This window comes from Novosphingobium sp. (assembly GCF_049240505.1).
Classification (GTDB): domain Bacteria; phylum Pseudomonadota; class Alphaproteobacteria; order Sphingomonadales; family Sphingomonadaceae; genus Novosphingobium.
Genome location: NZ_JBMLSM010000021.1, coordinates 1 through 21196, shown reverse-complemented (window position 1 = coordinate 21196; position 21196 = coordinate 1). Strand labels below are relative to the sequence as shown.

General features: G+C 61.1%; 28 protein-coding genes and 1 pseudogene. 15 read left to right on the top strand and 14 right to left on the bottom strand.

Annotated elements, in window-relative coordinates; all coding sequences use genetic code 11:
- The 3 genes and pseudogenes from ACOVQ0_RS02390 to ACOVQ0_RS02380 all read right to left on the bottom strand — a co-directional run.
- Nucleotides 1–67, bottom strand: a pseudogene (locus ACOVQ0_RS02390) (NAD(P) transhydrogenase subunit alpha); the annotation flags it as partial.
- Between the two features lie 11 nt (nt 68–78).
- Nucleotides 79–1194 carry an NAD(P) transhydrogenase subunit alpha gene (locus ACOVQ0_RS02385; RefSeq protein WP_421879770.1) on the bottom strand — a complete coding sequence of 372 codons (1116 nt, stop codon included), beginning with the start codon at nt 1192–1194 and terminating at the stop codon, nt 79–81.
- 19 nt (nt 1195–1213) lie between these two features.
- Complete coding sequence (locus ACOVQ0_RS02380; protein WP_168851390.1) at nt 1214–1336, bottom strand: aa3-type cytochrome c oxidase subunit IV; 123 nt, start codon at nt 1334–1336, stop codon at nt 1214–1216.
- A 169-nt stretch (nt 1337–1505) separates the two neighbouring features.
- Between ACOVQ0_RS02380 and ACOVQ0_RS02375 the strand changes: the two genes are divergently transcribed.
- Together ACOVQ0_RS02375 and ACOVQ0_RS02370 are read left to right on the top strand one after the other, a co-directional pair.
- Entirely contained in the window at nt 1506–2924 is a 1419-nt protein-coding gene (locus ACOVQ0_RS02375; protein ID WP_421879767.1) for a sigma-54-dependent transcriptional regulator, read from the top strand.
- 19 nt (nt 2925–2943) lie between these two features.
- A complete protein-coding gene (locus ACOVQ0_RS02370; protein ID WP_421879765.1) occupies nt 2944–3711 on the top strand; it encodes an SDR family NAD(P)-dependent oxidoreductase in 768 nt (255 codons plus the stop codon).
- Here the strand turns inward: ACOVQ0_RS02370 and folP are convergent.
- The 3 genes from folP to ACOVQ0_RS02355 form a co-directional block, all read right to left on the bottom strand.
- Nucleotides 3708–4814, bottom strand: coding sequence for a dihydropteroate synthase (gene folP / locus ACOVQ0_RS02365; protein ID WP_421879763.1), 1107 nt, complete (start codon nt 4812–4814; stop codon nt 3708–3710). The two genes, ACOVQ0_RS02370 and folP, sit on opposite strands and share 4 nt — an antisense overlap.
- A gap of 107 nt (nt 4815–4921) precedes the next feature.
- Nucleotides 4922–6094 carry a site-specific DNA-methyltransferase gene (locus tag ACOVQ0_RS02360; RefSeq protein ID WP_421879761.1) on the bottom strand — a complete coding sequence of 391 codons (1173 nt, stop codon included), beginning with the start codon at nt 6092–6094 and terminating at the stop codon, nt 4922–4924.
- Between the two features lie 194 nt (nt 6095–6288).
- Complete coding sequence (locus ACOVQ0_RS02355) at nt 6289–6879, bottom strand: ribonuclease HII (protein WP_421879759.1); 591 nt, start codon at nt 6877–6879, stop codon at nt 6289–6291.
- A 49-nt stretch (nt 6880–6928) separates the two neighbouring features.
- Between ACOVQ0_RS02355 and ACOVQ0_RS02350 the strand changes: the two genes are divergently transcribed.
- A complete protein-coding gene (locus ACOVQ0_RS02350) occupies nt 6929–8062 on the top strand; it encodes a PQQ-dependent sugar dehydrogenase (RefSeq protein ID WP_421879757.1) in 1134 nt (377 codons plus the stop codon).
- An 89-nt stretch (nt 8063–8151) separates the two neighbouring features.
- Here ACOVQ0_RS02350 and ACOVQ0_RS02345 read toward each other — a convergent pair whose 3' ends face one another.
- Together ACOVQ0_RS02345 and ACOVQ0_RS02340 are read right to left on the bottom strand one after the other, a co-directional pair.
- The gene (locus ACOVQ0_RS02345; protein ID WP_421879754.1) at nt 8152–8502 is read right to left on the bottom strand and encodes a hypothetical protein; all 351 of its coding nucleotides are present in this window, start codon (nt 8500–8502) and stop codon (nt 8152–8154) included.
- A gap of 129 nt (nt 8503–8631) precedes the next feature.
- Nucleotides 8632–10947 carry a S8 family peptidase gene (locus tag ACOVQ0_RS02340; RefSeq protein WP_421879751.1) on the bottom strand — a complete coding sequence of 772 codons (2316 nt, stop codon included), beginning with the start codon at nt 10945–10947 and terminating at the stop codon, nt 8632–8634.
- A 91-nt stretch (nt 10948–11038) separates the two neighbouring features.
- Between ACOVQ0_RS02340 and ACOVQ0_RS02335 the strand changes: the two genes are divergently transcribed.
- The 7 genes from ACOVQ0_RS02335 (at nt 11039) to ACOVQ0_RS02305 (ending at nt 14893) form a co-directional block, all read left to right on the top strand.
- Complete coding sequence (locus ACOVQ0_RS02335; protein ID WP_421879748.1) at nt 11039–11728, top strand: pyrimidine 5'-nucleotidase; 690 nt, start codon at nt 11039–11041, stop codon at nt 11726–11728.
- A gap of 46 nt (nt 11729–11774) precedes the next feature.
- On the top strand, nt 11775–12608 hold the full coding sequence (gene dapD / locus ACOVQ0_RS02330) for a 2,3,4,5-tetrahydropyridine-2,6-dicarboxylate N-succinyltransferase (protein WP_421879745.1): 834 nt from the start codon (nt 11775–11777) through the stop codon (nt 12606–12608).
- A 111-nt stretch (nt 12609–12719) separates the two neighbouring features.
- On the top strand, nt 12720–12878 hold the full coding sequence (locus tag ACOVQ0_RS02325; protein ID WP_421879742.1) for a hypothetical protein: 159 nt from the start codon (nt 12720–12722) through the stop codon (nt 12876–12878).
- Nucleotides 12879–12906: 28 nt separating this feature from the next.
- Nucleotides 12907–13260 (top strand): hypothetical protein, encoded by a 354-nt coding sequence (locus tag ACOVQ0_RS02320; protein WP_421879740.1) that lies wholly within the window; start codon nt 12907–12909, stop codon nt 13258–13260.
- A gap of 35 nt (nt 13261–13295) precedes the next feature.
- On the top strand, nt 13296–13733 hold the full coding sequence (locus ACOVQ0_RS02315; protein ID WP_421879736.1) for a cupin domain-containing protein: 438 nt from the start codon (nt 13296–13298) through the stop codon (nt 13731–13733).
- Nucleotides 13730–14134 carry a DoxX family protein gene (locus ACOVQ0_RS02310; RefSeq protein WP_421879733.1) on the top strand — a complete coding sequence of 135 codons (405 nt, stop codon included), beginning with the start codon at nt 13730–13732 and terminating at the stop codon, nt 14132–14134. Before ACOVQ0_RS02315 ends, ACOVQ0_RS02310 begins: the two co-directional genes overlap by 4 nt.
- Before the next feature lie 6 nt (nt 14135–14140).
- On the top strand, nt 14141–14893 hold the full coding sequence (locus tag ACOVQ0_RS02305) for a sulfite exporter TauE/SafE family protein (RefSeq protein ID WP_421879730.1): 753 nt from the start codon (nt 14141–14143) through the stop codon (nt 14891–14893).
- On the opposite strand, the gene ACOVQ0_RS02300 is transcribed toward ACOVQ0_RS02305, so the two are convergent.
- Nucleotides 14886–15488 carry a GNAT family N-acetyltransferase gene (locus ACOVQ0_RS02300; protein ID WP_421879727.1) on the bottom strand — a complete coding sequence of 201 codons (603 nt, stop codon included), beginning with the start codon at nt 15486–15488 and terminating at the stop codon, nt 14886–14888. The two genes, ACOVQ0_RS02305 and ACOVQ0_RS02300, sit on opposite strands and share 8 nt — an antisense overlap.
- A 71-nt stretch (nt 15489–15559) precedes the next feature.
- On the opposite strand from ACOVQ0_RS02300, the gene ACOVQ0_RS02295 reads away from it, so the two are divergent.
- Together ACOVQ0_RS02295 and ACOVQ0_RS02290 are read left to right on the top strand one after the other, a co-directional pair.
- Complete coding sequence (locus tag ACOVQ0_RS02295; protein ID WP_421879724.1) at nt 15560–15865, top strand: alkylphosphonate utilization protein; 306 nt, start codon at nt 15560–15562, stop codon at nt 15863–15865.
- A gap of 247 nt (nt 15866–16112) precedes the next feature.
- Nucleotides 16113–16400, top strand: coding sequence for a hypothetical protein (locus ACOVQ0_RS02290; protein ID WP_421879721.1), 288 nt, complete (start codon nt 16113–16115; stop codon nt 16398–16400).
- Between the two features lie 175 nt (nt 16401–16575).
- On the opposite strand, the gene ACOVQ0_RS02285 is transcribed toward ACOVQ0_RS02290, so the two are convergent.
- On the bottom strand, nt 16576–16971 hold the full coding sequence (locus tag ACOVQ0_RS02285; RefSeq protein ID WP_421879718.1) for a YybH family protein: 396 nt from the start codon (nt 16969–16971) through the stop codon (nt 16576–16578).
- Nucleotides 16972–17033: 62 nt separating this feature from the next.
- Nucleotides 17034–17240 carry a cold-shock protein gene (locus tag ACOVQ0_RS02280; protein WP_421879715.1) on the bottom strand — a complete coding sequence of 69 codons (207 nt, stop codon included), beginning with the start codon at nt 17238–17240 and terminating at the stop codon, nt 17034–17036.
- A gap of 247 nt (nt 17241–17487) precedes the next feature.
- On the opposite strand from ACOVQ0_RS02280, the gene ACOVQ0_RS02275 reads away from it, so the two are divergent.
- Entirely contained in the window at nt 17488–17958 is a 471-nt protein-coding gene (locus tag ACOVQ0_RS02275; RefSeq protein WP_421879712.1) for a YaiI/YqxD family protein, read from the top strand.
- On the opposite strand, the gene ACOVQ0_RS02270 is transcribed toward ACOVQ0_RS02275, so the two are convergent.
- Complete coding sequence (locus ACOVQ0_RS02270) at nt 17955–18428, bottom strand: hypothetical protein (protein WP_421879710.1); 474 nt, start codon at nt 18426–18428, stop codon at nt 17955–17957. The two genes, ACOVQ0_RS02275 and ACOVQ0_RS02270, sit on opposite strands and share 4 nt — an antisense overlap.
- A gap of 149 nt (nt 18429–18577) precedes the next feature.
- Between ACOVQ0_RS02270 and ACOVQ0_RS02265 the strand changes: the two genes are divergently transcribed.
- Nucleotides 18578–19204, top strand: coding sequence for a DUF2726 domain-containing protein (locus ACOVQ0_RS02265; protein WP_421879707.1), 627 nt, complete (start codon nt 18578–18580; stop codon nt 19202–19204).
- A 132-nt stretch (nt 19205–19336) separates the two neighbouring features.
- A complete protein-coding gene (locus ACOVQ0_RS02260) occupies nt 19337–19831 on the top strand; it encodes a hypothetical protein (protein ID WP_421879704.1) in 495 nt (164 codons plus the stop codon).
- 42 nt (nt 19832–19873) lie between these two features.
- Here ACOVQ0_RS02260 and ACOVQ0_RS02255 read toward each other — a convergent pair whose 3' ends face one another.
- Nucleotides 19874–20128 (bottom strand): DUF5654 family protein, encoded by a 255-nt coding sequence (locus ACOVQ0_RS02255; protein WP_421879701.1) that lies wholly within the window; start codon nt 20126–20128, stop codon nt 19874–19876.
- Between the two features lie 86 nt (nt 20129–20214).
- On the bottom strand, nt 20215–21196 hold a 982-nt coding region (gene thiC, locus ACOVQ0_RS02250; RefSeq protein WP_421879699.1), incomplete at its 5' end, for a phosphomethylpyrimidine synthase.

Below are 21196 nucleotides of genomic sequence, written 5' to 3'. Positions count from 1 at the left end.
ACCAGACGACGTAATACCCGACAAAGCAGGCGAGCACGAAAATGCTCAGGATCGATATGAAGTCCATGTCAGGCCCCCTCAGCCGAGCAGACGTTCGTTGACTACCTTGCCGCCCTGCGTGAGGCGGATGGCGTTGCCGATTTCCTCGTCGAGGACAGGCTTGCCCTGTTCCTTGTCCCAGAAGGCCGAGAGGAAGTTGTAGAGGTTGCGGCTGAACAGCGCTGAAGCGTCTGCCGGCAAATGCGCGGGCGTGTTCGAATAACCGACGATCTTGACGCCGTGCCTTTCGACCACCTGATCCGCCACCGAACCTTCGACGTTCCCGCCCTGCGCCACGGCAAGGTCGTAGATCACCGAACCGGGCTTCATCGTGGCGATCTGTGCGTCACTGATCAGCCGGGGAGCAGCGCGCCCCGGAATCAATGCCGTCGCGATCACGATGTCCTGCTTGGCAATGTGGCTGGACACCAGTTCGGCCTGTGCCTTCTGGTATTCCTCGGACATTTCGGTGGCATAGCCGCCTGCGCCTTCACCTTCGATCCCCGCGACGTTTTCGACGAAGATCGGCTTGGCACCAAGCGACTGGATCTGTTCTTTCGTGGCTGAGCGAACGTCAGTCGCCGAAACCTGCGCGCCGAGGCGGCGGGCGGTGGCGATGGCCTGCAGACCTGCAACGCCCACGCCCATGACAAAGGCCTTGGCAGCAGAAACCGTGCCTGCCGCGGTCATCATCATCGGGAAGGCCCGGCCATAAAGATTGGCGGCGACCAATACGGCCTTGTAACCAGCCAGATTGGACTGCGAGGAGAGGATGTCCATGCTTTGCGCGCGTGTGATACGCGGCATGAATTCCATCGCCAGCGCTTCCAGCCCGGCGGCGGCATAGGCATCGACGCGTGCACGCTTGCCGAATGGATCAAGACCGGCAGCGATCCACGCGCCGGGATTGGCACCGGCAAGCTGATCGACTTCAGGCCCCTGCACGCCCAGCACGATATCCGCGCCGTGCACGGCATTGTCGGTAACTTCGGCTCCTGCAGCGCGGTAGTCCTCGTCCGAGATCGAGGCGGTAATCCCCGCCCCGCTCTCGACCGAGACCGTCGCCCCGAGGGCAATGAATTTTTTCACGGTTTCCGGCGTTGCCGAAACCCGGCTCTCCCCTGTCGCGCGTTCCCGAAGGACGGCGATCTTTATTGCCCCCGCCACGGCGTTCTTACTGGATCACCAGGATGACGATCGCGACCAGCACGCAAATTGCGGGCGTGGACCACTTCACCAGATTGACGAAGCCTTCGTAAGTAGCCTTGGCGGCCTTGATATCGTTCGCAGGAGCCATGTTCTTCCCCAAAAATCATGCGCCGGTTGCGGCGCAGCGGCAATTCTCTAGCGGTGGCTTGGCTGGCACTCAAGTGCGCAGCTTCCTCTCGCGCTTAATCGGGTCTTTACCCAATCCGGTTAGTGCTGCGCTCCTGACGCAAATGCGGGGGTAACCAAAAGTACAGGTCATGCAGGAGTCCGAACAGCGCCTTCTCATGCTGATCGACGATGAACCCGCGCAATGCAGGCTGATTTCGGCACTGGCATCGCGCGAGGGGTGGCGCACGATCATCGCCCGCGATTCGGAAAGCGCGATTGCCACGCTTGGCACGCGACAAGGAATGCAGCTTGGCGCGATAATTCTGGACCAATGGGTGCCGGGTGATGACGCCTGCGCCCTGATTGCCGAATTGAAAGCGCGCCGCCCCGCCCTGCCGATCCTGATGCTGACCACGAGCAGTTCGCCGCTGCTGGCGGTTGAAGCGATGCGTGCTGGCGCGACCGACTATCTGATCAAGCCCGTGGCACCCGAACGACTGCTACAGGCCCTGCGCAGCGCAACGTCGCGCGAAACCGATGCAATCGAATTGCAACCGCTGACCGAGAAACTCGGCGCGCCGCTCGATTTCGAATCGATGATCGGCGCGGCTCCGGCCTTTCGTGCAGCATTGGCGGTGGCTGCAAAGGCGGCACGCACCCATACCAACGTGATGATCGAGGGCGAAAGCGGCACCGGCAAGGAAATGCTGGTGCGCGCGATGCACGCGGCAAGTCCGCGCGCCAAGACGGCAATGCGCACGATCAATGCCGGTGGCGTTCCTGCGAACCAGATCGAATCCGCGCTGTTCGGGCATGAGAAAGGCGCATTCCCGGGCGCGTTCGAGCGTCACGTCGGTCTGTTACAACATGCCGATGGTGGCACGCTGGTGATCGACGAGATCGACAGATTGCCCGACAATGTTCAGGAGCGGCTCGTCCGCTTTCTTGAGCGAGGTGACGTGCAGCCCATCGGCGCCCGTCATTCATTCCGCGTGGATGTGCGCGTGATCGTGTGTGCCAATGCCGGGATTCGTGATCTGGTGGAAACCGGCGATTTCCGTGCCGATCTTCACGCCCTGCTTACGCAAACCCAGGTGACCCTACCTGCACTGCGCGAGCGCCCTGCCGATATTCCGGCGCTGGCTCGTCATTTTCTGGCACGCATAGGCGAACAGCCGGGCCTGCGTCCTCTTGGCATTACCGATGGCGCGCTGGCGCTGCTGGGAGCCTATGACTGGCCGGGCAACGTCAGGCAATTGCAGGCAACGCTGTTCCGCGCAGCCGTGTTCTGCGACGGTGAAGCGCTGACACCGCAGGATTTTCCGAACCTTTCCAACCTGATTGGGGAAGGCAACCGTCGTGCGCCTAGCGTAACCGACGGTGCAGGCATCACCCTGTTTGCGCCCGATGGCAATCTGCGTCCTCTGGAAGATATCGAAGCCGATGTGATCCGGCTCGCCATCGGCCACTATCGCGGGCGTATGACCGAAGTGGCGCGGAGACTGGGGATCGGGCGATCGACGCTTTATCGCAAGCTTTCCGAACTGGGAATCGACAACGCCGCCTGATTGGCGCTAGCCTTGGCTCATGGCTGGGGAATCCGAATTTGCAGGGCGCGTGGCGCTCATCACCGGCGCGGCATCGGGTATCGGTGCTGCAGCGGCTCGCTGGCTTGATGCCCGTGGCGTTGGCGAACTGATCCTGATCGACATGGACAGACCGGGGCTGGATGCACTTGGTCTTGGCTGCAAGGTGCATCCGATTGGCGGCGATGTGGCCGATCCTGCCCTGTGGAAGCTATTCGAGCGAGACTTGCCCCGGATCGATCATGCCGTGCTGAACGCTGGCATCGCGAGCAACGGCGACATCGTTGATCTGGATATCGCAACCTGGCGCAAGACGATGGCGGTCAACCTTGACGGCATGTTCCTCTCTCTGCGGTCAGCGCTGCGTGCGATGAAAAAGGGCGGCAGCGGTTCAGTGGTGATGACGGCATCGGTTTCCGGCGTGAAGGCTGCGGCAGGAACGGCTGCCTATTCCGCATCGAAGGCTGCAACGATCCAGTTGGCCAAAGTTGCTGCGACCGAGGCGGCGAAGTTTGGCGTGCGGGTCAACGCAATCGCCCCCGGCGGCGTGGATACCGGCATCTGGGACAAGGCGGAATGGTTTGCGGGCCTTGTCGAACAACATGGCGGCCGGGCCGAAGCACTGGCTGCGATGGCCAAGGACGCCACGCCTTTGGGCCGCTTTGCCAGCGCGGAAGAAGTGGCGGCGCAGATCGGCTTTTTGCTGTCAGACGCAGCGGCAACGATTACTGGTACGTGCCTCGTCAGCGATGGCGGCGTTTCACTTTAGACGAGCTGGCTGAAATCCGTGAGCGCCGCGTCACGCAAACCGCGCCAGACGTGAAAGGCTTGCACGGTTTCGGCCACATCATGGACGCGGACCATCTGACAGCCCGCGTCCATAGCCTTGAGCGCAAGCATGACCGAACCAGCCATGCGCTGATGCGCGGGCACCTCATTGGACAGCGCACCGATCATGCGTTTGCGGCTTGCGCCGAACAAGATCGGCTGACCAAGCGCGTGGAACAATGGCAAGGCGTTGATCAGGGAAAGATTTTCGGCCAGTGATTTGCCGAAGCCGATACCGGGATCGAGCAGAATCTTTTCGCGCGCAATGCCTGCAGCCAGTGCGGCATCACGCCGTTCACGCAAGGCATCGAACACATCAAGGACGACATCGGCATATTCGCCATCGGCGTGAAGATCGCCATCGGTGCCCGGCGCGTGCATCAACACCACCGGCGCGCCCGCCTTTGCCACGATTTCGACCGTGCGCGGATCGTGGCGCATGGCTGACACATCGTTGACGATATGCGCGCCTGCGGCCAGCGCGGCCTCGATCACCGAAGAGCGACGGCTATCGATGGAAATGGCTGCGCCTGCTGAGGCGAGCTTTTCGATCACTGGAACAACGCGCTTGACCTCATCCCCCTCCCAAACGGCAGCAGCGCCGGGGCGCGTAGATTCGCCGCCGATATCGATAAGTGCAGCGCCTGCCGAAAGCATGGTGTGGGCGTGATCGAGCGCGGCATCCGGTTTGTCGAGGAATTGGCCGCCATCGGAAAAACTGTCGGGCGTTACGTTGAGAATACCCATGATCTGCGGCTGATCGAGCCGCAACATGCGCTGGCCGCAAACCAGCGGCGGATGCGTCTTACGCAAATTCTCCCACTGCACTGTGGCTTCGGCAGCGAGGCCATCGGAAAGTGCGGAAATGGCCGAAGGTACTTCCGCCACACCAAGGCGCTGGCGGGCCGTAACCTTTCCGCCATCGCGCAAGATCAGGGCGAAGCGGCTCGCATAGACAAGACCGCCTCCGAGGCGGATTGCCTCGCCTTCTTCGGATTGCGGGCTTTCGGCAACGGCGATGGGGCGAATGTAGACAGATGGCACGTGCTGTGTTCCCGCGAAGGCGGGAACCTCGTGCAGTCGGGCGCGAGGATTCCGCCAGATGGCCTGAGGCTCCCGCCTACGCGGGGGCGCATGGGCAGTTCAAGCTATCAATCTTCCACCGCGAGCAGATAAAGCTGCCGCAACGCATCGATCGGCTTGACTTCGCCTTCGTGTTCGACGTGCCAGAACGTCCAGCCATTGCACGATGGGGCACCCTGCAGCTTTGCGCCAAGACCGTGGATCGAACCGATCTCCGCGTCAGATTGCAACGAGCCGTCGGCACGGACCACGGCATTGAAGCGGCCCTTCTTGGCGGTGAGGCGTGTGCCGGGCGCAAGGTAGCCGCTTTCGACCAGCGCGCCGAACGCAACCTTGGGCGCGGAACGCTTGGACTGCATGGTGACGAGCGCTGATTCATCGAGCGGTAGCGCGAGTTCGATGCGCTCCTGCGCGACCTCGATATAGTCGTCCTCACGCTCGCAGCCGATCCAGTCACGACCAAGGCGCTTCGCCACGGCTCCCGTGGTGCCGGTGCCGAAGAACGGATCAAGCACCACATCGCCCTTGTTGGTGGTGGCCAGCATCACGCGATAAAGCAGCGCTTCGGGTTTTTGCGTCGGGTGCGCCTTGGTGCCGTTGCGACGCAGGCGCTCCGGGCCGGAGCAGATGGGCAGAACCCAATCGGAGCGCATCTGCAGTTCATCATTCAGCGTCTTCATCGCGCGATAGTTGAAGGTGTACTTCGACTTCTCGCTCTTCGACGCCCAGATCAGCGTTTCGTGCGCATTGGTGAAGCGCGTGCCCTTGAAATTGGGCATGGGGTTGGCCTTGCGCCAGATGATGTCATTCAGAATCCAGAAGCCCAGATCCTGCAGGATCGTGCCGACGCGGAAGATATTGTGATAGCTGCCGATCACCCAGATCGAGCCATCGGGCTTCAGCAGGCGGCGCGCTTCAGCCAGCCATTCGCGCGTAAACGAGTCATACGTGGTGAAGCTGGAGAACTTGTCCCAGTCGTTGGTCACCGCATCGACATGGCTGCCATCGGGCCGTGCCAGATCACCGCCAAGCTGCAGGTTGTAAGGTGGGTCGGCAAAGATCATGTCGATCGAGGCATCGGGCAGCTTGCGCATTTCAGAAATGCAATCGCCACGCAGGATCTGGTTGCGCGGCAGGGCAATGTCAGCCTTGAGCACTTTTGCCGGTGCGGCACGAAGCGCTTTTGCCTGAACGCTTGTTGCACGCACCTTGAGCGCACGCTCCTTCACTGCGACTGCCATATCTAGACCTGACCCCCTGTGGACAAGGCCACCGTTTGAGTCATCACGACTCCCACGTCAAGCGGCGACTCGCCGGAATCAGGCGAGTCGCGCGCAGCTTGAGGTGAGAACGGAACGAGTCCAGATCGACATCTTGAGTCCGCCCACACTCGGTAGACTCAAGATGTAGTACCCCGCACGTTCAGGAAATATTTTCAGAGCAACGTGAGTTGGGCAACGGGGGCGAAGCTGCGGCGGTGAAGCGGTGTGGGGCCGTGCGTGCGCAGGGCCGCCAGATGTTCGGGCGTGCCATACCCGGCGTTGCGCTCCCAGCCATAGTGCGGGTGGGCCAGTGCCGCTTCGCGCATGATCCGGTCGCGGTGTTCCTTGGCGATGATCGACGCGGCGGAAATGCACGGCTCGATGGCATCGCCCCCAACAATCGCGCGAGCGGGCCAGCACCATTCGGCGCGACGACCGTGCGGCGTAAGGTTGCCGTCGATCAGCACTTCGCCCACGCCTTCGCCTGCTGCAAGCTGCTGGCAAAGCGCCTGAACCGCAAGCGTCATCGCCAGCATGGTGGCACCGAAGATGTTCAGGCGATCGATCTCTTCAGGCTCGACCAAGCCCACCGCCCAACGACAGCGCCGCTTGATCACCGCTTCGAGTTCCGCCCTGCGCTTGGCCGAAAGCTTCTTGGAATCGTCCAGCCCCGATGGCCGTGGCTTGCACAGCACAACGGCGGCGGCGACCACTGGCCCAGCCAGCGGCCCCCTGCCTGCCTCGTCCACGCCGATCGTGAGCATGGACGAAAAGGTGGTGGCACAAGAAGCAGTTGAGGGCATTGTAGCGGGCATGACGAATCCGATCCTGCGCTCGCTATCGCCCCTCGCCCTGCTCCTCGCAAGCTGCGGCTCATCGATTTCCGCCCAAGGCACCGATCCCGCCACAGCAGGCATTGCCGTGACCGACGTGGCGACGTTCGACGAACCGTGGGCGATGGCGTTCCTGCCGGGCACGCAGATGGCGCTGATTACCGAAAAGAAGGGCAAGCTGAAGCTGTGGCGCGAAGGCACTGCAGAAACTGTGGATGTGGCTGGAACGCCAAAGGTAGCCTATGGCGGACAGGGCGGCTTTGGCGATGTGATCGCCGCGCCCGATTTCGCCACCAGCGGCGTGGTCTACCTCAGTTGGGCCGAAGAAGGCGAAGGCGATACCCGCGGTGCGGTTGTCGGCAAGGCCAAGCTGATGATGGACGGCACGCCCCGGCTCGAAGGGCTGAGCGTAATCTGGCGGCAGTTTCCCAAGGTTACTGGCAAAGGGCACTATTCGCACCGCATGACCTTTTCGCCCGATGGCAAGTACCTTTACGTCACATCGGGCGATCGGCAGAAGTTCACGCCCGCGCAAGACCTGAACGCCAATCTCGGCAAAGTTCTGCGGCTGCTGCCAGATGGCACGCCCGCACCCGGCAATCCGATGGCTGAAAAGGGCGGTGTGACCGCGCAGATCTGGTCATTCGGCCACCGCAACCTGCTCGGCATCGCGTTCTCGCCCGATGGGCGGCTGTGGGATATCGAGCATGGCCCGGCAGGCGGGGACGAGATCAACCTTGTTGAACCAGGCAAGAACTATGGCTGGCCGCTGGTGTCGGACGGCGATCACTACGATGGCAAGCCGATCCCCCGCAACAGCACGCGGCCCGAGCTCGCCCAGCCCGCGATTAGCTGGAATCCGGTGATCGCACCGGGCGATATGATTTTCTACACCGGCAAGGCCTTCCCCCAATGGCAGGGACAGGCCCTGATCGCAGGCCTTGGCTCAGCCGGGATCGTGCGTGTGGGGATCGAAGGCGTGAAGGCCAAAGAGCTTGAACGCATCGATCTGGGCAACCGCATCCGCGAAATCGAACAGGCGCCGGATGGGTCGATCTATGTGCTTGAAGATGGTGAGGGGGCGAAGCTGCGGCATGTCATGCCGAAGGGGTGATGGTGGGCGGTCGGCAAGAGCCTCTCCGTGTCTGTAAGCTTTGAATGACCGCTTTCGCCCAAAATTCGACGTTTGCCGTTTCATTTAGTTTACTTGATAGCCGACCTTCCTGAATTATCGCTGCTGCAAATAACCAAATCGGAATTCGGAGTGCTGCAGGGGCGGGTTCGCACCTCTTTTGCGCAGCCTTGTTCGCTGATCTTGGCAGTCACCGTCTGGAGTTTAGACTGATCGATCGGCCCCACCTCCATTCGACCGATGCCGTTCGACCAAACCGGCCCATCGGCAAGACCAACATCAATGTCGAGAAGTTCGCTCATAACTTCGCCTAAGCATTTGGCAGAGCCTGAGATCTCGAGATTGAAATGCTTGGGAGTGGACGGCGGATCGCTCTGACAGGCAGCCAAAATGCCGACCATGCACAGAGAAGCAGCCTTCATCCGAAATGTCATACCCATTTTTTGGAACACCGACCAGTCTGCTTTTGCAGTTGATTGGCTCGGAACCAGTCAGACCGCTCCCCATCCATCTCGGTCGCTGAAAGTCTTGATGCAAATTCAATCACACCCTCAAAACCCTCGCGACCACCTTACCGCAACCCCACCATCATCCGGCGCGCCCGCAAAATGCCCCGGCTCCCGGCGGATGAACACGCTGGCCGAGGCATCGCCGCCCCATAGCGCCGTCGCCCAGGCCAGTTCGGCATCAAGCTCCCGCCCCTTCGGCGCCAGCGACAGCGGCACGCGGGCGAAAGTGGCGGTCTGTGTCGCGTAGTCCCACGCCACCGGCAGGTTCAGGTCCAGTCCGCCGCGCTCGACCCGCAGCGGTTGCGAGATACGTAAGGCTAGTCGGTCACCATCCGACAGCACGCTCTCGCGCGAAAGATCGACGCTCCACGATGATGACATCAACCGTGATCCGCCGGTCGCCACCGCTCCGCTTTCGATCCGCGTGACGCCGAGGCTGCCCGTCGCCCCCAGCGCCCAGCCTTTCCCGAAGTGCCAGCCAAAGCCCGGCGACACCGTTGCCGTCATGGCCCCGCCGCCGCCCAGAGCATCGGCAAACCGCGCGCCAAGCACCGTGCGCTCCTCGCGCATCAGGCCAAAGCCGAGCCGCCAGTCGAACACGCCATCCCGTCCGCCGTCCAGCGCAAAGCCGACTTGCGTCATCCGATCCTCGCGCCGGTCACGCAGCGGATCGGACCGCACCAGCACGCTGCGCTCCGCCGAAACGGTCAAACCGAGCTTTCCGAGGCGATAGCGCGCCGCCATCCCCGTCTCAGGCCGCGTGAACACGCCGCTGGCCATGCCTGCGACAAGGAACTGCGGATCGTGCCGCTGCTGCAACCGTGCGGTCAGGCTTTCGGCAGTGACCTTCCACCCCAACGCCAGATCGAGCGAGCGGTCGACCCGCGTTACGACCGACGACGCCAGAACCCGCGCCTGCTGCCCCTCTCCGGGTGCCAGGCGCAAGGGCACCGCGCCGAACCGTCGGTCCACAGTGAAGGCCAGTGAAAAGCTGGAAGCATCCATTGCCACCGGCCTGCCACCGCCCGCCAGCGCTTCATGCAGAGGCAACCGAGCCTGCCCGGCGCGAACGCCAGACGCCAGATCAACGCGATAGGCCCGGCGATATCCATCCAGCATAACCGTGTCCAAGGACGTACCGCTGATCGCATCGCCCATCGCCGCGCTCGTCGTTCCCGACAGCGCGGCCAGCGACACGGCGACCTGCGTCCCCGCAAGGCTGGTGCTGCCCTGCGGGGAAAACGCACGCGGGATATCCAGCAATCCGCGCCCGTAAATCGCATCAGTGCCCGTTGCCCCGGCATCGCGCGCGCTGCGCAGCAGCAGATCGACAATCTGCGCGCCGGTGAGGCTGGGAAACGCTTCGGCAAGCAGGGCCACCGCGCCCGAAACTTGCGGTGCGGCAAAGCTGGTGCCGCTGACAACCGTTACGAATGTGCCGTCGGCGTTGGTTGTCGTCTTGGGAACGCTGCCCTCGTAAACGCAACACACACGCTCGCCCAAGGCCATCAGCACGGATGCTGCGGATGTGCCGGGTCTGTTGCTGAAATTAGAGATGACGCCCGCATCATCCACCGACCCGACGATGATCACATTGGCACCACCTGCCTGCAATACCGATGCGGCGAAGGGATCGGGGTTGGCGGGATCGACGCCAACGCTCGTGCTGTCACCATCATTTCCGGCTGAAACCACGATCACCGCCCCGCTGCCCGCCGCCCGAGCAATCGACGTGCGCAGCGCCGCATTGGCCGGGTCACCGCCCAGCGAAAGATTGATAACCCGCGCCCCTGCGCTGACCGCTGCATCTATTCCCGCCGCGATATTGCCATCGGCAAAAGTGCAGCCATCGGAATCGCTGCAGGTGCCCGGCGTATCTGCACGAAGCATCTGGACAGTGGCATTCCACGCCATGCCCATAACCCCTGAATCGTTGCGCGCCGCTGCCGCCACAAGCGCCACCTGCGTGCCGTGATCATCTTCGGCGTTGCTCAACGACCGGAACCCCACGACATCGCGTGATGTGGTGGCGATGCGGCCTGCAAATTCTGAGTTGGCGGTGTCGATACCGGAATCGATGATGGCGATTGTGGCTCCCACACCGCTGGCTCCCGCCTGCCATGCCGTGATCGCACCATGCAGCGACGGACCATCTGAGCGCCGATATTCGGATGTATCGTAGTTCGTCGGCGTGGGGGTGGGCGTTGGGACGGGTGCCGGAGTTGGGGATGGCGTTGGCGTAGGGGCAGGCGCGATTGGTGCCGGCGTGCTCGAAACGCCTCCGCCGCCGCATCCGGCAAGGCCCGTAAGCAAAGCCAGCGCCCCTGCACACCCCAGCAATTTCGCCGCCTTCATCATTGTTCCCAAGCCCTTGTGGTCACTCGCGCTTCTTGCTGATAGGCCCCGGATCGTAAACGTCATATGACACGGCTTTGAACGGGAATATGCAATGCCTTTCGATCCGACATTCGTCGATTGCTGGATCTTCGATCTGGACAACACGCTTTATCCGCCATCCACGCGCCTGTTCGATCAGATCGACGAAAGGATGGGCCTGTTCATCCAGAACCTGCTGGGTTGTGACGAGATCGAGGCCCGGCGCGTGCAGAAGCTCTATTTCCACGATCACGGCACCACGCTTTCAGGCCTGATGCACTTTCACGCCACCGAACCTCACGAATTTCTGGGTTTCGTCCACGATATCGACATGCGCCCCCTTGCTGCCGCCCCTCGTCTTGCAGATCGCCTTGCAAAGCTGCCCGGTCGCAAGCTGCTTTTCACCAACGGCGACGATGCTTACGCCCGCAAGGTGCTGGCCGCGCTCGATCTGGAAAACAGCTTCGAGGGCATCTGGGACATTCACGCGATGCAATACCGGCCAAAGCCGGAACGCTCGGCCTATACGGGCATGATCGACGCCTTTGACATAACACCCGAAACGGCGGTCTTCGTCGAAGACATGGCGCGCAACCTGGCGCCCGCAAAAGCGCTGGGGATGCAAACCGTATGGCTTGACCTTGCCACCGATTGGGGTGACCGCGCGAAGGATGATGCAGCCATCGACGTGATCGCGGATGACATCAGCAAGTGGCTCGATCACACGTTGGCGAGCCTTGCCGATCCGATCTCGCTGGGCTAGTGGCCGCGCAATTTTGTTCCAGACTGATCCCGGACGGAGAAAGACCATGACCCAGCTCGAAACCGCTATCGAAGCCGCCTGGGAAGACCGCGCCAATGTTACGCCTGCCAGTGACGCTGTGCGCGAAGTCGTCGAGGCTGCTCTCGAACTGCTCGACAGCGGAAAGGCCCGCGTGGCCGAAAAGGTGAACGGCGAATGGCAGGTCAATCAGTGGCTGAAGAAAGCCGTGCTGCTCTCGTTCCGCCTCAACGACAATGCCGTGATCGAACACGGTGCTGGCGGCGCTCCGGCGTTCGACAAGGTGCCTTCGAAGTTCGAAGGCTGGGGCGAAAACCGTTTCCGTGATGCCGGGTTCCGCGTGGTGCCCGGTGCCGTGGCGCGCAAGGGCGCACACATTGCCAAGGGCGTGGTGCTGATGCCCAGCTTCGTCAACATCGGCGCCTTCGTGGATGAAGGTACGATGGTCGACACTTGGGCTACCGTGGGTTCATGCGCGCAGATCGGCAAGAACGTCCACATTTCGGGCGGCGCAGGCATTGGCGGCGTGCTGGAACCGCTTCAGGCTGGCCCCGTCATCATTGAAGACGGCGCATTCATTGGCGCGCGTTCGGAAGTGGCTGAAGGCGTGATCGTAGGCGAAGGTGCCGTGCTTTCGATGGGCGTGTACCTTGGCGCATCTACAAAGATCGTCGATCGGGCAACGGGCGAAGTCCACATCGGTAAGGTTCCGCCCTATGCCGTGGTCGTGCCCGGCGCGATGCCCGGCAAGCCGCTGCCCGATGGCACGCCCGGCCCGTCGCTCTACTGTGCCGTTATCGTCAAGACCGTCGATGCACAGACCCGCAGCAAGACCGGTATCAACGAACTCCTGCGCGACTGATTTTTCGATCTGCCTCCCCTTCCGTCGCGCCTTGTATCGAAGCGCGCCGGAACGGGGGGCTTTCCAAAGCGTAGACTCGGCAAGTTCTGAAATTGCCGAAGGAGACGCTTTATGGAAAAGCAAGGCGACGAAACCCACGTGACCACGAATGAGGCACGCGGCGCAGAGACATACAATATCGCGCGCTGGATTCTGGCGATTGGCCTGTTTCTGGCAATCGGCGCGCTGACGATCATCTGGGTTACAGGTGCACTCATCACACCGCAGTAATGATATCGTTGAACTGGACCGGGCAGGAATGACGACAGGATGGAAAATCACGCGCGAATGCCGCGATGCCCTGATCGTTGCCTTCCCGCCGAAATATGCGCGCACCATCGCTGATCACGTAACATTATCGATCAGCGGAACGACTTTGCCTGATACGATAGCGGACGCGAAAATAGTCGGGTACGCAGACGATGGCGCTGGCGTCGAAGCGATGGTCGTCGCGCTGGAAGGATCAACTGCACGACCAGACGGCAAAGTATGGCACGTAACGTGGTCGCTTGCTGATGACCGGAGTGCACGAGAAAGCAATGACGTGATCGCGCAGCGTGGCTGGACTGCCATCGCGCAATGCGGATTGCACCTTGAGCCGGCGATCTGGTGATTGACACCATTGCTAGGTCCAGCAACACCTTTGCCATGCCCAATTCCCAAGATCTGATCGACCAACTCGGGCTTTCGCCGCATCCAGAGGGCGGCTTTTTTCGCGAAACATGGCGTTCGCCCTCCAATGAAGGCGAACGAGCGGCCAGCACGGCAATCGTATTCCTGCTGCGTGCGGAGGATCGCTCACACTGGCACACCGTTGACGCTGACGAAATCTGGATATGGCAAGGGGGTGATCCCCTGCTGCTGGAAATCGCTGCGCATGACACCGCGCAACCGGTACGGCACGTTCTTGGCCCCGACCATGTCGCGGGGCATAATCTGCAAGGCGTTGTCCCAACCGGACAATGGCAGGCTGCTTCAGTCGTGAGCGGGCCGCACGGCTATGCGCTGGTATCGTGCATCGTCGCGCCCGGGTTCGATTTCGCAGGCTTTACCCTTGCACCGCCCGGATGGAACCCCGGCGCATGATCCGGTCTGTCGCGCGCGGAGTTCTGGCGCTGTTCTATCTTGCCGCTGGCGTGATCCACCTGATTAAACCAGCTCCGTTCCTCACCATCATGCCCGCGTGTGTGCCCTTCCCCGAACAGGTTGTGTTGTGGACCGGTGTGGCCGAAATCCTTGGTGCCGTGGGATTGTTACAGCCAGCATCATTTCCGCTGCGCCGGGCAGCAGCCATCGGACTGGCTCTGTATGCCATCTGCGTATTTCCCGCCAACATCAACCACTTCATCATCGATATGGCGCGCCCTGATAGTGGCCTTGGCCTATCCTATCACGTGCCACGCATGTTCGCGCAACCGCTGCTGGTGTGGCTCGCACTGTGGTGCGGTGGGGTGATGGACTGGCCGATGCGCCGGAAGGCTGGATAAGGCACGATGCTCCTCTCTGATCCCGTCATTCTGCTGGCCTGCGTGGTCGGCGTCCTTCTTGTCGGCATGGCAAAAGGCGGGTTCTCAGGCCTTGGCGCGCTTGGAACGCCGGTGGTGGCGCTCGCCCTGCCTCCCTCTACCGCCGCGGCGATCCTCCTGCCGATCCTGATCGTGCAGGATGTGGTAAGCGTCTGGGCCTTTCGTCATACGTGGGACAAGTGGATCGTCGGGTGGATGCTGCCGGGTGCCATTGTCGGCATTGGCATCGGCTGGGCTATGGCGGCGAGTATTGACGAAAAAGCACTGATGGGCGTGCTTGGCGCAATTACGCTGGTGTTCGGTGTCTACCGCTTGTGGATCGAGCGTGGCGGGCGCGTCGCCGCCGCGTCGACATCGCCGGGATGGGTGGGCGCACTGTTCGGCATGGCCACTGGCTTCACCAGCCAGGTTGCACACGCGGGCGGACCGCCGTTCCAGATGTGGGTCACTCCGCGCAAGCTGCCGCACTTGAGCTATGCTGGCACGAATTCCATCCTGTTCGCCGCAATCAACTGGTTCAAGGTGCCAAGCTATCTCGCCTTGGGCGCATTTACGCACGATGTCGTCGTGGCTGCAGCCCTCCTCGTCCCGCTGGCCATTGGCACCACGATCCTTTCGGTACGCTTGGTCAAAGTGCTGCAGCCGGAGCGGTTCTACACGATCATCTATCTGCTCATGGTCATCCTGGGTGCGCGACTGATCTACGCCGCATTCATCTGACCGTAACTGGCCTCGTCATGGTCCAGAAGCGCGGCCCGCCCTTCCCCACGCGCCAATCGTCGATCAGTTCGAAACCCAGCGTGCGGTAAAGGCCCACGTTGCTTTCAGTCGCCGTTTCCAGCACCGATGGAAGCCCGGCCCGATCCGCCTCTGCCAGCCCGGCCCGGATCGTTGCTCCGCCCAAGCCCTGCCCTTGGCAATCCGGCCTTACACCAGCCATCCGCAGGTAGAACTGCTGCTCACCCTTGGGCAGATGCCTGCCGATCGTGCGATCCAGCTTCTCAGCGCGCAAGACAGCTGTACCCAGCAGCCCAAGAAAACGAACCACCGCCACGGGCGTTAGCGCCGCGTGGTCGTGCACCGATCCCGGCGGTCGCCATAGCGTCACCGCTTCGCAACCTGCCGTGCCCAGCGCCATGCCGTGCCGCAGGTGGTCCTCGAATATCCACCGCATCAGCTCCGGCAGGCGCCGCTGTCGAACGCGCTCATCGGGAAACATCCACACCATCGCCGGATCGTTGCTGAACGCCGCAGCAAGCGTTGCTGTTGCAGGCGCTGCATCGTTCGGCCCCAGCCTGACTATCGTGCGGTCCATCTGTCCCCTTCCCTTTTGCTGGCATTCCGGCGTCCATCATGCCACCGCCCCGCCAGACGGAGGAGGGAATCATGAGTGACAACGAAGATTATGTCTATGACGAGGACAGCGGCGAATGGATGCCTGCATCCGAACTGGCCGCAAAGCATGCAGCAGCCAACACCATTGAAGTGCGTGACGCGGTTGGCAATCTGCTGGCCGATGGCGATCAGGTGACGCTGATCAAGGATCTTGAGGTCAAGGGCGCGGGCCAGACGCTGAAGCAGGGCACGCTGATCAAATCGATCCGGCTGACAGGCGATGCGCAAGAGATCGACTGCAAGTATCCCGGAATCAAGGGTTTGGTGTTGCGCGCCGAATTCGTGCGCAAGCGCTGAGGTGCGACAAGCGGGCGAGCAGCGAAATCCCGGCGCTGGTTGCCCGCGCATACGTAAGTTGGCGCATAAGGTGTAACGCTACATTTTACCCAAACGTTGATTGTAAAGCATTTTTCCTAAAATTGCGCTTTATGCAACTGTCCTTCTGGGAAATACAATTGCCGCATTGCACACAAATCGTATGCTGCAACGCAACAAGATAAGGGTGCTGAAGGTAATCTTTCCTTATCTTCCAGGAGACATTACCATGATCAAGTCTGCAATCGCTCTCGCCGCCGCCGTCCTCGTTGCCGCTCCTGCCGTTGCCGCAGAGCCGGAAACCGGTTCGTTCACCTATCAGGGCGTAAAGTACGACTACACCGCCGAACAGCAGGGCGAAGTCAAGGTGCTCAAGGGTTCGGCCTATGCCGGCAAGGTGCCTTTCGAACTGAAAGTTACCAAGCGCACCGTCACTGGTCGCTTCAACGGTCGCCCGGTTACGTTTGACGTGAAGGACGTGAAGCCCATCACCAGCAAGGCTGCTGCCAACGATTGACTGCCGGGCAACACGGGAATGCCTCGCCGCTTGGCGAGCCTCGCCAAACCCGTTAGCCGTGCAAGCACATTGCTGAGCCGGTAAGAACACAAAAAAGGGCGCTGCCGATTGCGGTTGCGCCCTTTTTTTTTGGACCGAACTTTCACGCGGCGGGCACGATTGATCGCCGCAAGTCTTATCCCAGCGTCACGAAAATCTCGGCTATCAGTGCCCAACCCTGCGGGAAATGTCGCCACTTTGCGGCATAGGTGCCCGAAGCAATAACGCTGCCCGATGCGTGAACCGTCCCCTGCCACTTGCCATGTTCCATGACGATCGGTTCAACCGGAGACGGCATGACGATCTCTGTCGTGCGGGTATAGATGGTGCGCGGAGAAGCAGAAAATTCGCGCTTCCATGCCGCCAATTGTGCCTTGCGTCCCGATATTACCGCACTGTCGGTTCCAGTAACGAGCACGACATCTGCGGAAAGCAGTGGCCCAATAGCAGCAAGGTCCGCCTCCGCCAGTGCGCGATTGAACGCTGCACGGCGAAAGCGGACCTGCAATTCGGCTTCAGAGGCGGATATCATCCCTGCGCAATGGCAGGATGGCGGCCCTTTGCAAAGGGCCACCGCGCCTCATGCCTTTACAATCAGGCCGAAGCGAGATTGACAGCCGAAGCCTTGCCGTTGCGGCCGGTTTCGACTTCGTAGCTCAGGCGCTGGTCTTTATCGAGCGTGGCCATACCGGCAGCCTGCACCGCCGAAATGTGAACGAAGCTGTCAGCGCCGCCGTTGTCAGGCTGGATGAAGCCATAGCCTTTTTCGGTGTTGAAGAATTTTACGGTGCCTACGGGCATGAGAGTTCCTTTCAAGAACGATGGTTGCCCGCCTGCAAAATTGCAGCCGGGTCGTGCGTCAAAATCGTCAATTGAAAGGAAATCGTCGTCAAAAGCCACGAGAGCGCCGAGGCACCAAGGCGGAAGTCAATGCCGAAGTCCGTCGCAAAATTCGACGTCAGCGATGGCCGGGTAGCAGGTCGAGCGCGATCTGGCGAATGTATTCGGGCAGAGTGGCGCAAAACGCGATCAACCGCTATGGCGCAGCATGATCGAACCTGCCGCAGCCCCCGCCCTGGCCATTCTCGTCGATGGGGATGCCTGCCCGGTGAAGGAAGAAATCTACAAGGTCGCCTTCCGCCGTAACGTGCCTGTCACGGTCGTCAGCAATTCGCCATTTCGCGTCCCGGTCCATCCGCTCGTCCGGCGTGTGGTCGTAAGCGATGGCTTCGATGCAGCCGATGACTGGATTGCAGAAGCGGCCAACGTGAAATCAGTTGTTGTCACTGCCGATATCCTGCTGGCCGACCGCTGCCTGAAAGCAGGCTCAAGCGTGATCTCTCCCGCAGGCAAACCCTTCACCACCGGTTCCATCGGCGGCCAGATCGCCACCCGCGCGATCATGGCCGATCTGCGCGCGGGTGGCGATATCGTTGGCGGACCAGCGCCGTTTTCCAAAGCGGATCGCTCCCGCTTCCTGTCGGCGCTGGACGAAGTACTGGCGCGATTGAGCCGTTAGCGGCAGCGCACGTTGCCGCGATCATTGCGATTGCCGCTGTCGATTGCCGCACCCACCGCAGCCCCACCGATGGCGCCGATGATGGCACCCAATGGTTTGCTATCGCCCTGCGCGATTATCGCACCTGCTGCCGCGCCGCCAAGGCCGCCGATGATGAGCCCTGTCGAACCGTCTGACCGGCGGCAATAGTAACGCCCGTCACGGCCACGATACACGCGGTCGTCGTTGGAAAGCTGACGCTCCCGATATCGCGCGTTGTTGCGATAGTACCGGTCGGCATAATAGCCACCGTAACGCGGGTCAGGGTTGTTGTAGTCGTAACGGCCATAGCGATCGTAGTAGCCTCGGTCGTAATACCCCCAATCACCCGAACCATCGGCATAGCCGGGGCGGTCGTAGTAGCCGTTGCTGGTGCAGGCAGCCGTCATCGTAGCAGCAGCCAGAGCTGAAATCATCAGAACCTTGTTCATCGCGCTTACTCCAATGCGTTGGATGGCGGGCACGAAAATGGCACCCGATTGCCAGAGCAATGGACAGAGGACTGCAAAGGTTCCCCTTTTTGAAACGACGGCATCGCTAAATAAGAATTCGTTGAGATATCTACTATACTCCACCGAACATGCCTCAAGAAATCGTCGATCTGATTGGAAAACCCCACCTTCTCGCAATCCTGTTGGCTATCGGTGCGGTAATAGGAATTGCGGTCGAGCGCTTTTCAGAGAATCTCAAGCGCGCAGAACGACGTGCGTTCTGGCGCGGTCGGAACAGCACAGGACGGAAGGGTCGCCAGCAAAGCCCTGATACTCCCCCAAAAGCGAGGGCACAGACAGAAACTGCGAGCGATCAACTATGCCGTGTCATGGAAGCAAACTTCAAAGCGCGGCCACTGCTCAACCAGTCCGAGAAGCGCCTGCTAGCCGTCGTCGACAGAGCCGTTGCCGACGCCAGACCTGATTGGCGTGCGATGGGCCAAGTGTCACTTGGCGAGATTCTTGCAAGCGAGGACAAGGAGGCGTTCTGGGCCATCAATGCAAAACGGGTTGATTTGCTTATTGTTGATCAGGAATTTCGTCCAATCCACGCCATAGAATTCCAAGGCAGCGGCCACCACCTCAGCACTGAAACTGCTGCGCGTGATGCCATCAAGAAAGAAGCGCTGCGGCGCGCAGGCATTGGTTACCTGGAAGTCACCAGCAACCAGACACCCGCGCAGATCCGTACGTTACTTCAAGGACTGCTGCGTTAGCTAAGCTAGGCTGCACACCATGCGTTTTCGGGTCTGCGCAAAAGCGCAGGCCATCTGCGCCCTACCGTACTTATTCTTGCTGGTGGCAACAGCTTGCCCCTAAGCAACCGGTGCAATAGAAATCGGCCCTATATGGCCTTCGTATCCTTCCGCTCCCGCTTGCGCGCATTTCAGACGATGCGTTGCGATCCGCCCGAACCAAGCTTTATCGCCGATCTCGAATTTCTCGAAAATCGCGATCTGGATCTGTCCGTCCGCCTTGGCGCAATGCTCGGCCTGAATGCATTGCTGATCACTATCGGCACGCACCCCATCTCCGCAAGCCCCGGCGCGCCGCTCTCGCTTGATGCGCCGACCCAGCCCGGCTTCGTGCTGGCCAACCTTGCAGCATTGCTGCCGCTCGTGATTTCGTGCTTCTTTGCCCTGCGCGCGATGCTGCTGGGTGAGGAGTTTGACGCCGACGGTCTTGAGGGCGATGCGGCGCTACGCCAGCGTCTGTTCGCCAGCTTCATCCGCTCGATCGATGCGCAGGCGCGGCTGCTTTACCACGCGGTAAGATGGACGATTGCTGGTGGCGCGCTCAACCTGATGCTGTGGGGCGCGATCCTCTACATCAAGATCATGTAATACCGGGAGAGCGCAGGACTTTCCCGGTATCTGGAACTGCTTTCAGCCTTCCGCTTCACGTTCAAACGCAGCGTCACCGCCAATCCGTGCCGCAAGACGGCCCAGAACCGCCAGAACGATTACCGCCAGCAGTGTGGCCACGATGGCGTAGCTATACAGCCCGGCAAGGCTGTCCCCCATGCCCAGAAGAGCAAGGGTGGCCTTTATCGCTTCATTCCATGCCAGCGCAGCCACCAGCCCCAGCGAAGCAGAGGCCAGCGCAATCATCGTCTGGATCATGGCTTTTGGATCAGTCATCGGAAAACACCCCCATCTTGTGAACACTTGCGATCAGTTGCCGCTTAGGCCTGTCGCACGCAAGAGGGGGTGTTATCCGTAACGGCTCAATCGTGTTCGCGGCCACCTGCACCGATATAAAGCTCGCGCCCCATCTCGTCGTACTTCTCGCTCATCGCCTTCATGCCTGCTTCGGCCTCTGCCTCATTGGCAACAAAGGCCTCAACCGGCTGGTTCTGCTTCGCGGCAAATTCACGCACTTCCTGGCTGATCTTCATCGAGCAGAACTTTGGTCCGCACATTGAACAGAAGTGCGCAGACTTCGCCCCTTCGGCGGGCAGCGTCTGATCATGGTACTGCTCGGCCGTGTCGGGATCGAGCGACAGGTTGAACTGGTCGCGCCAACGGAACTCGAAACGCGCCTTGCTCAGCGCATCGTCGCGCACTTGCGCCGCTGGGTGGCCCTTGGCCAGATCGGCTGCGTGCGCTGCCAGCTTGTAGGTCACCACACCAACCTTCACGTCATCGCGGTCGGGCAGGCCAAGGTGTTCCTTCGGCGTGACGTAGCAGAGCATCGCCGTGCCGTACCAACCGATCTGCGCTGCGCCGATGCCACTGGTGATATGGTCGTATCCCGGCGCAATATCGGTAACGAGCGGCCCAAGCGTATAGAACGGCGCTTCGCCGCACGCCTCAAGCTGCTTGGTCATGTTCTCCTTGATCTTGTGCATCGGCACATGGCCGGGGCCTTCGATCATGACCTGCACATCCTGTTCCCACGCCCGCTTGGTCAATTCCCCCAGCGTATAGAGTTCAGCGAACTGCGCCTCGTCGTTGGCATCGTAGATCGATCCGGGACGCAGGCCGTCGCCCAGCGAATAGGCCACATCATAGGCCTTCATGATCTCGGTGATCTCGTCGAAGTTCTCGTAGAGGAACGATTCCTTGTGATGCGCCAGGCACCACTTGGCCATGATCGAACCACCGCGGCTGACGATCCCGGTCATGCGCTTGGCGGCCAGCGGGATGTAGGGCAGGCGCACGCCGGCGTGGATCGTGAAGTAGTCGACGCCCTGCTCGGCCTGCTCG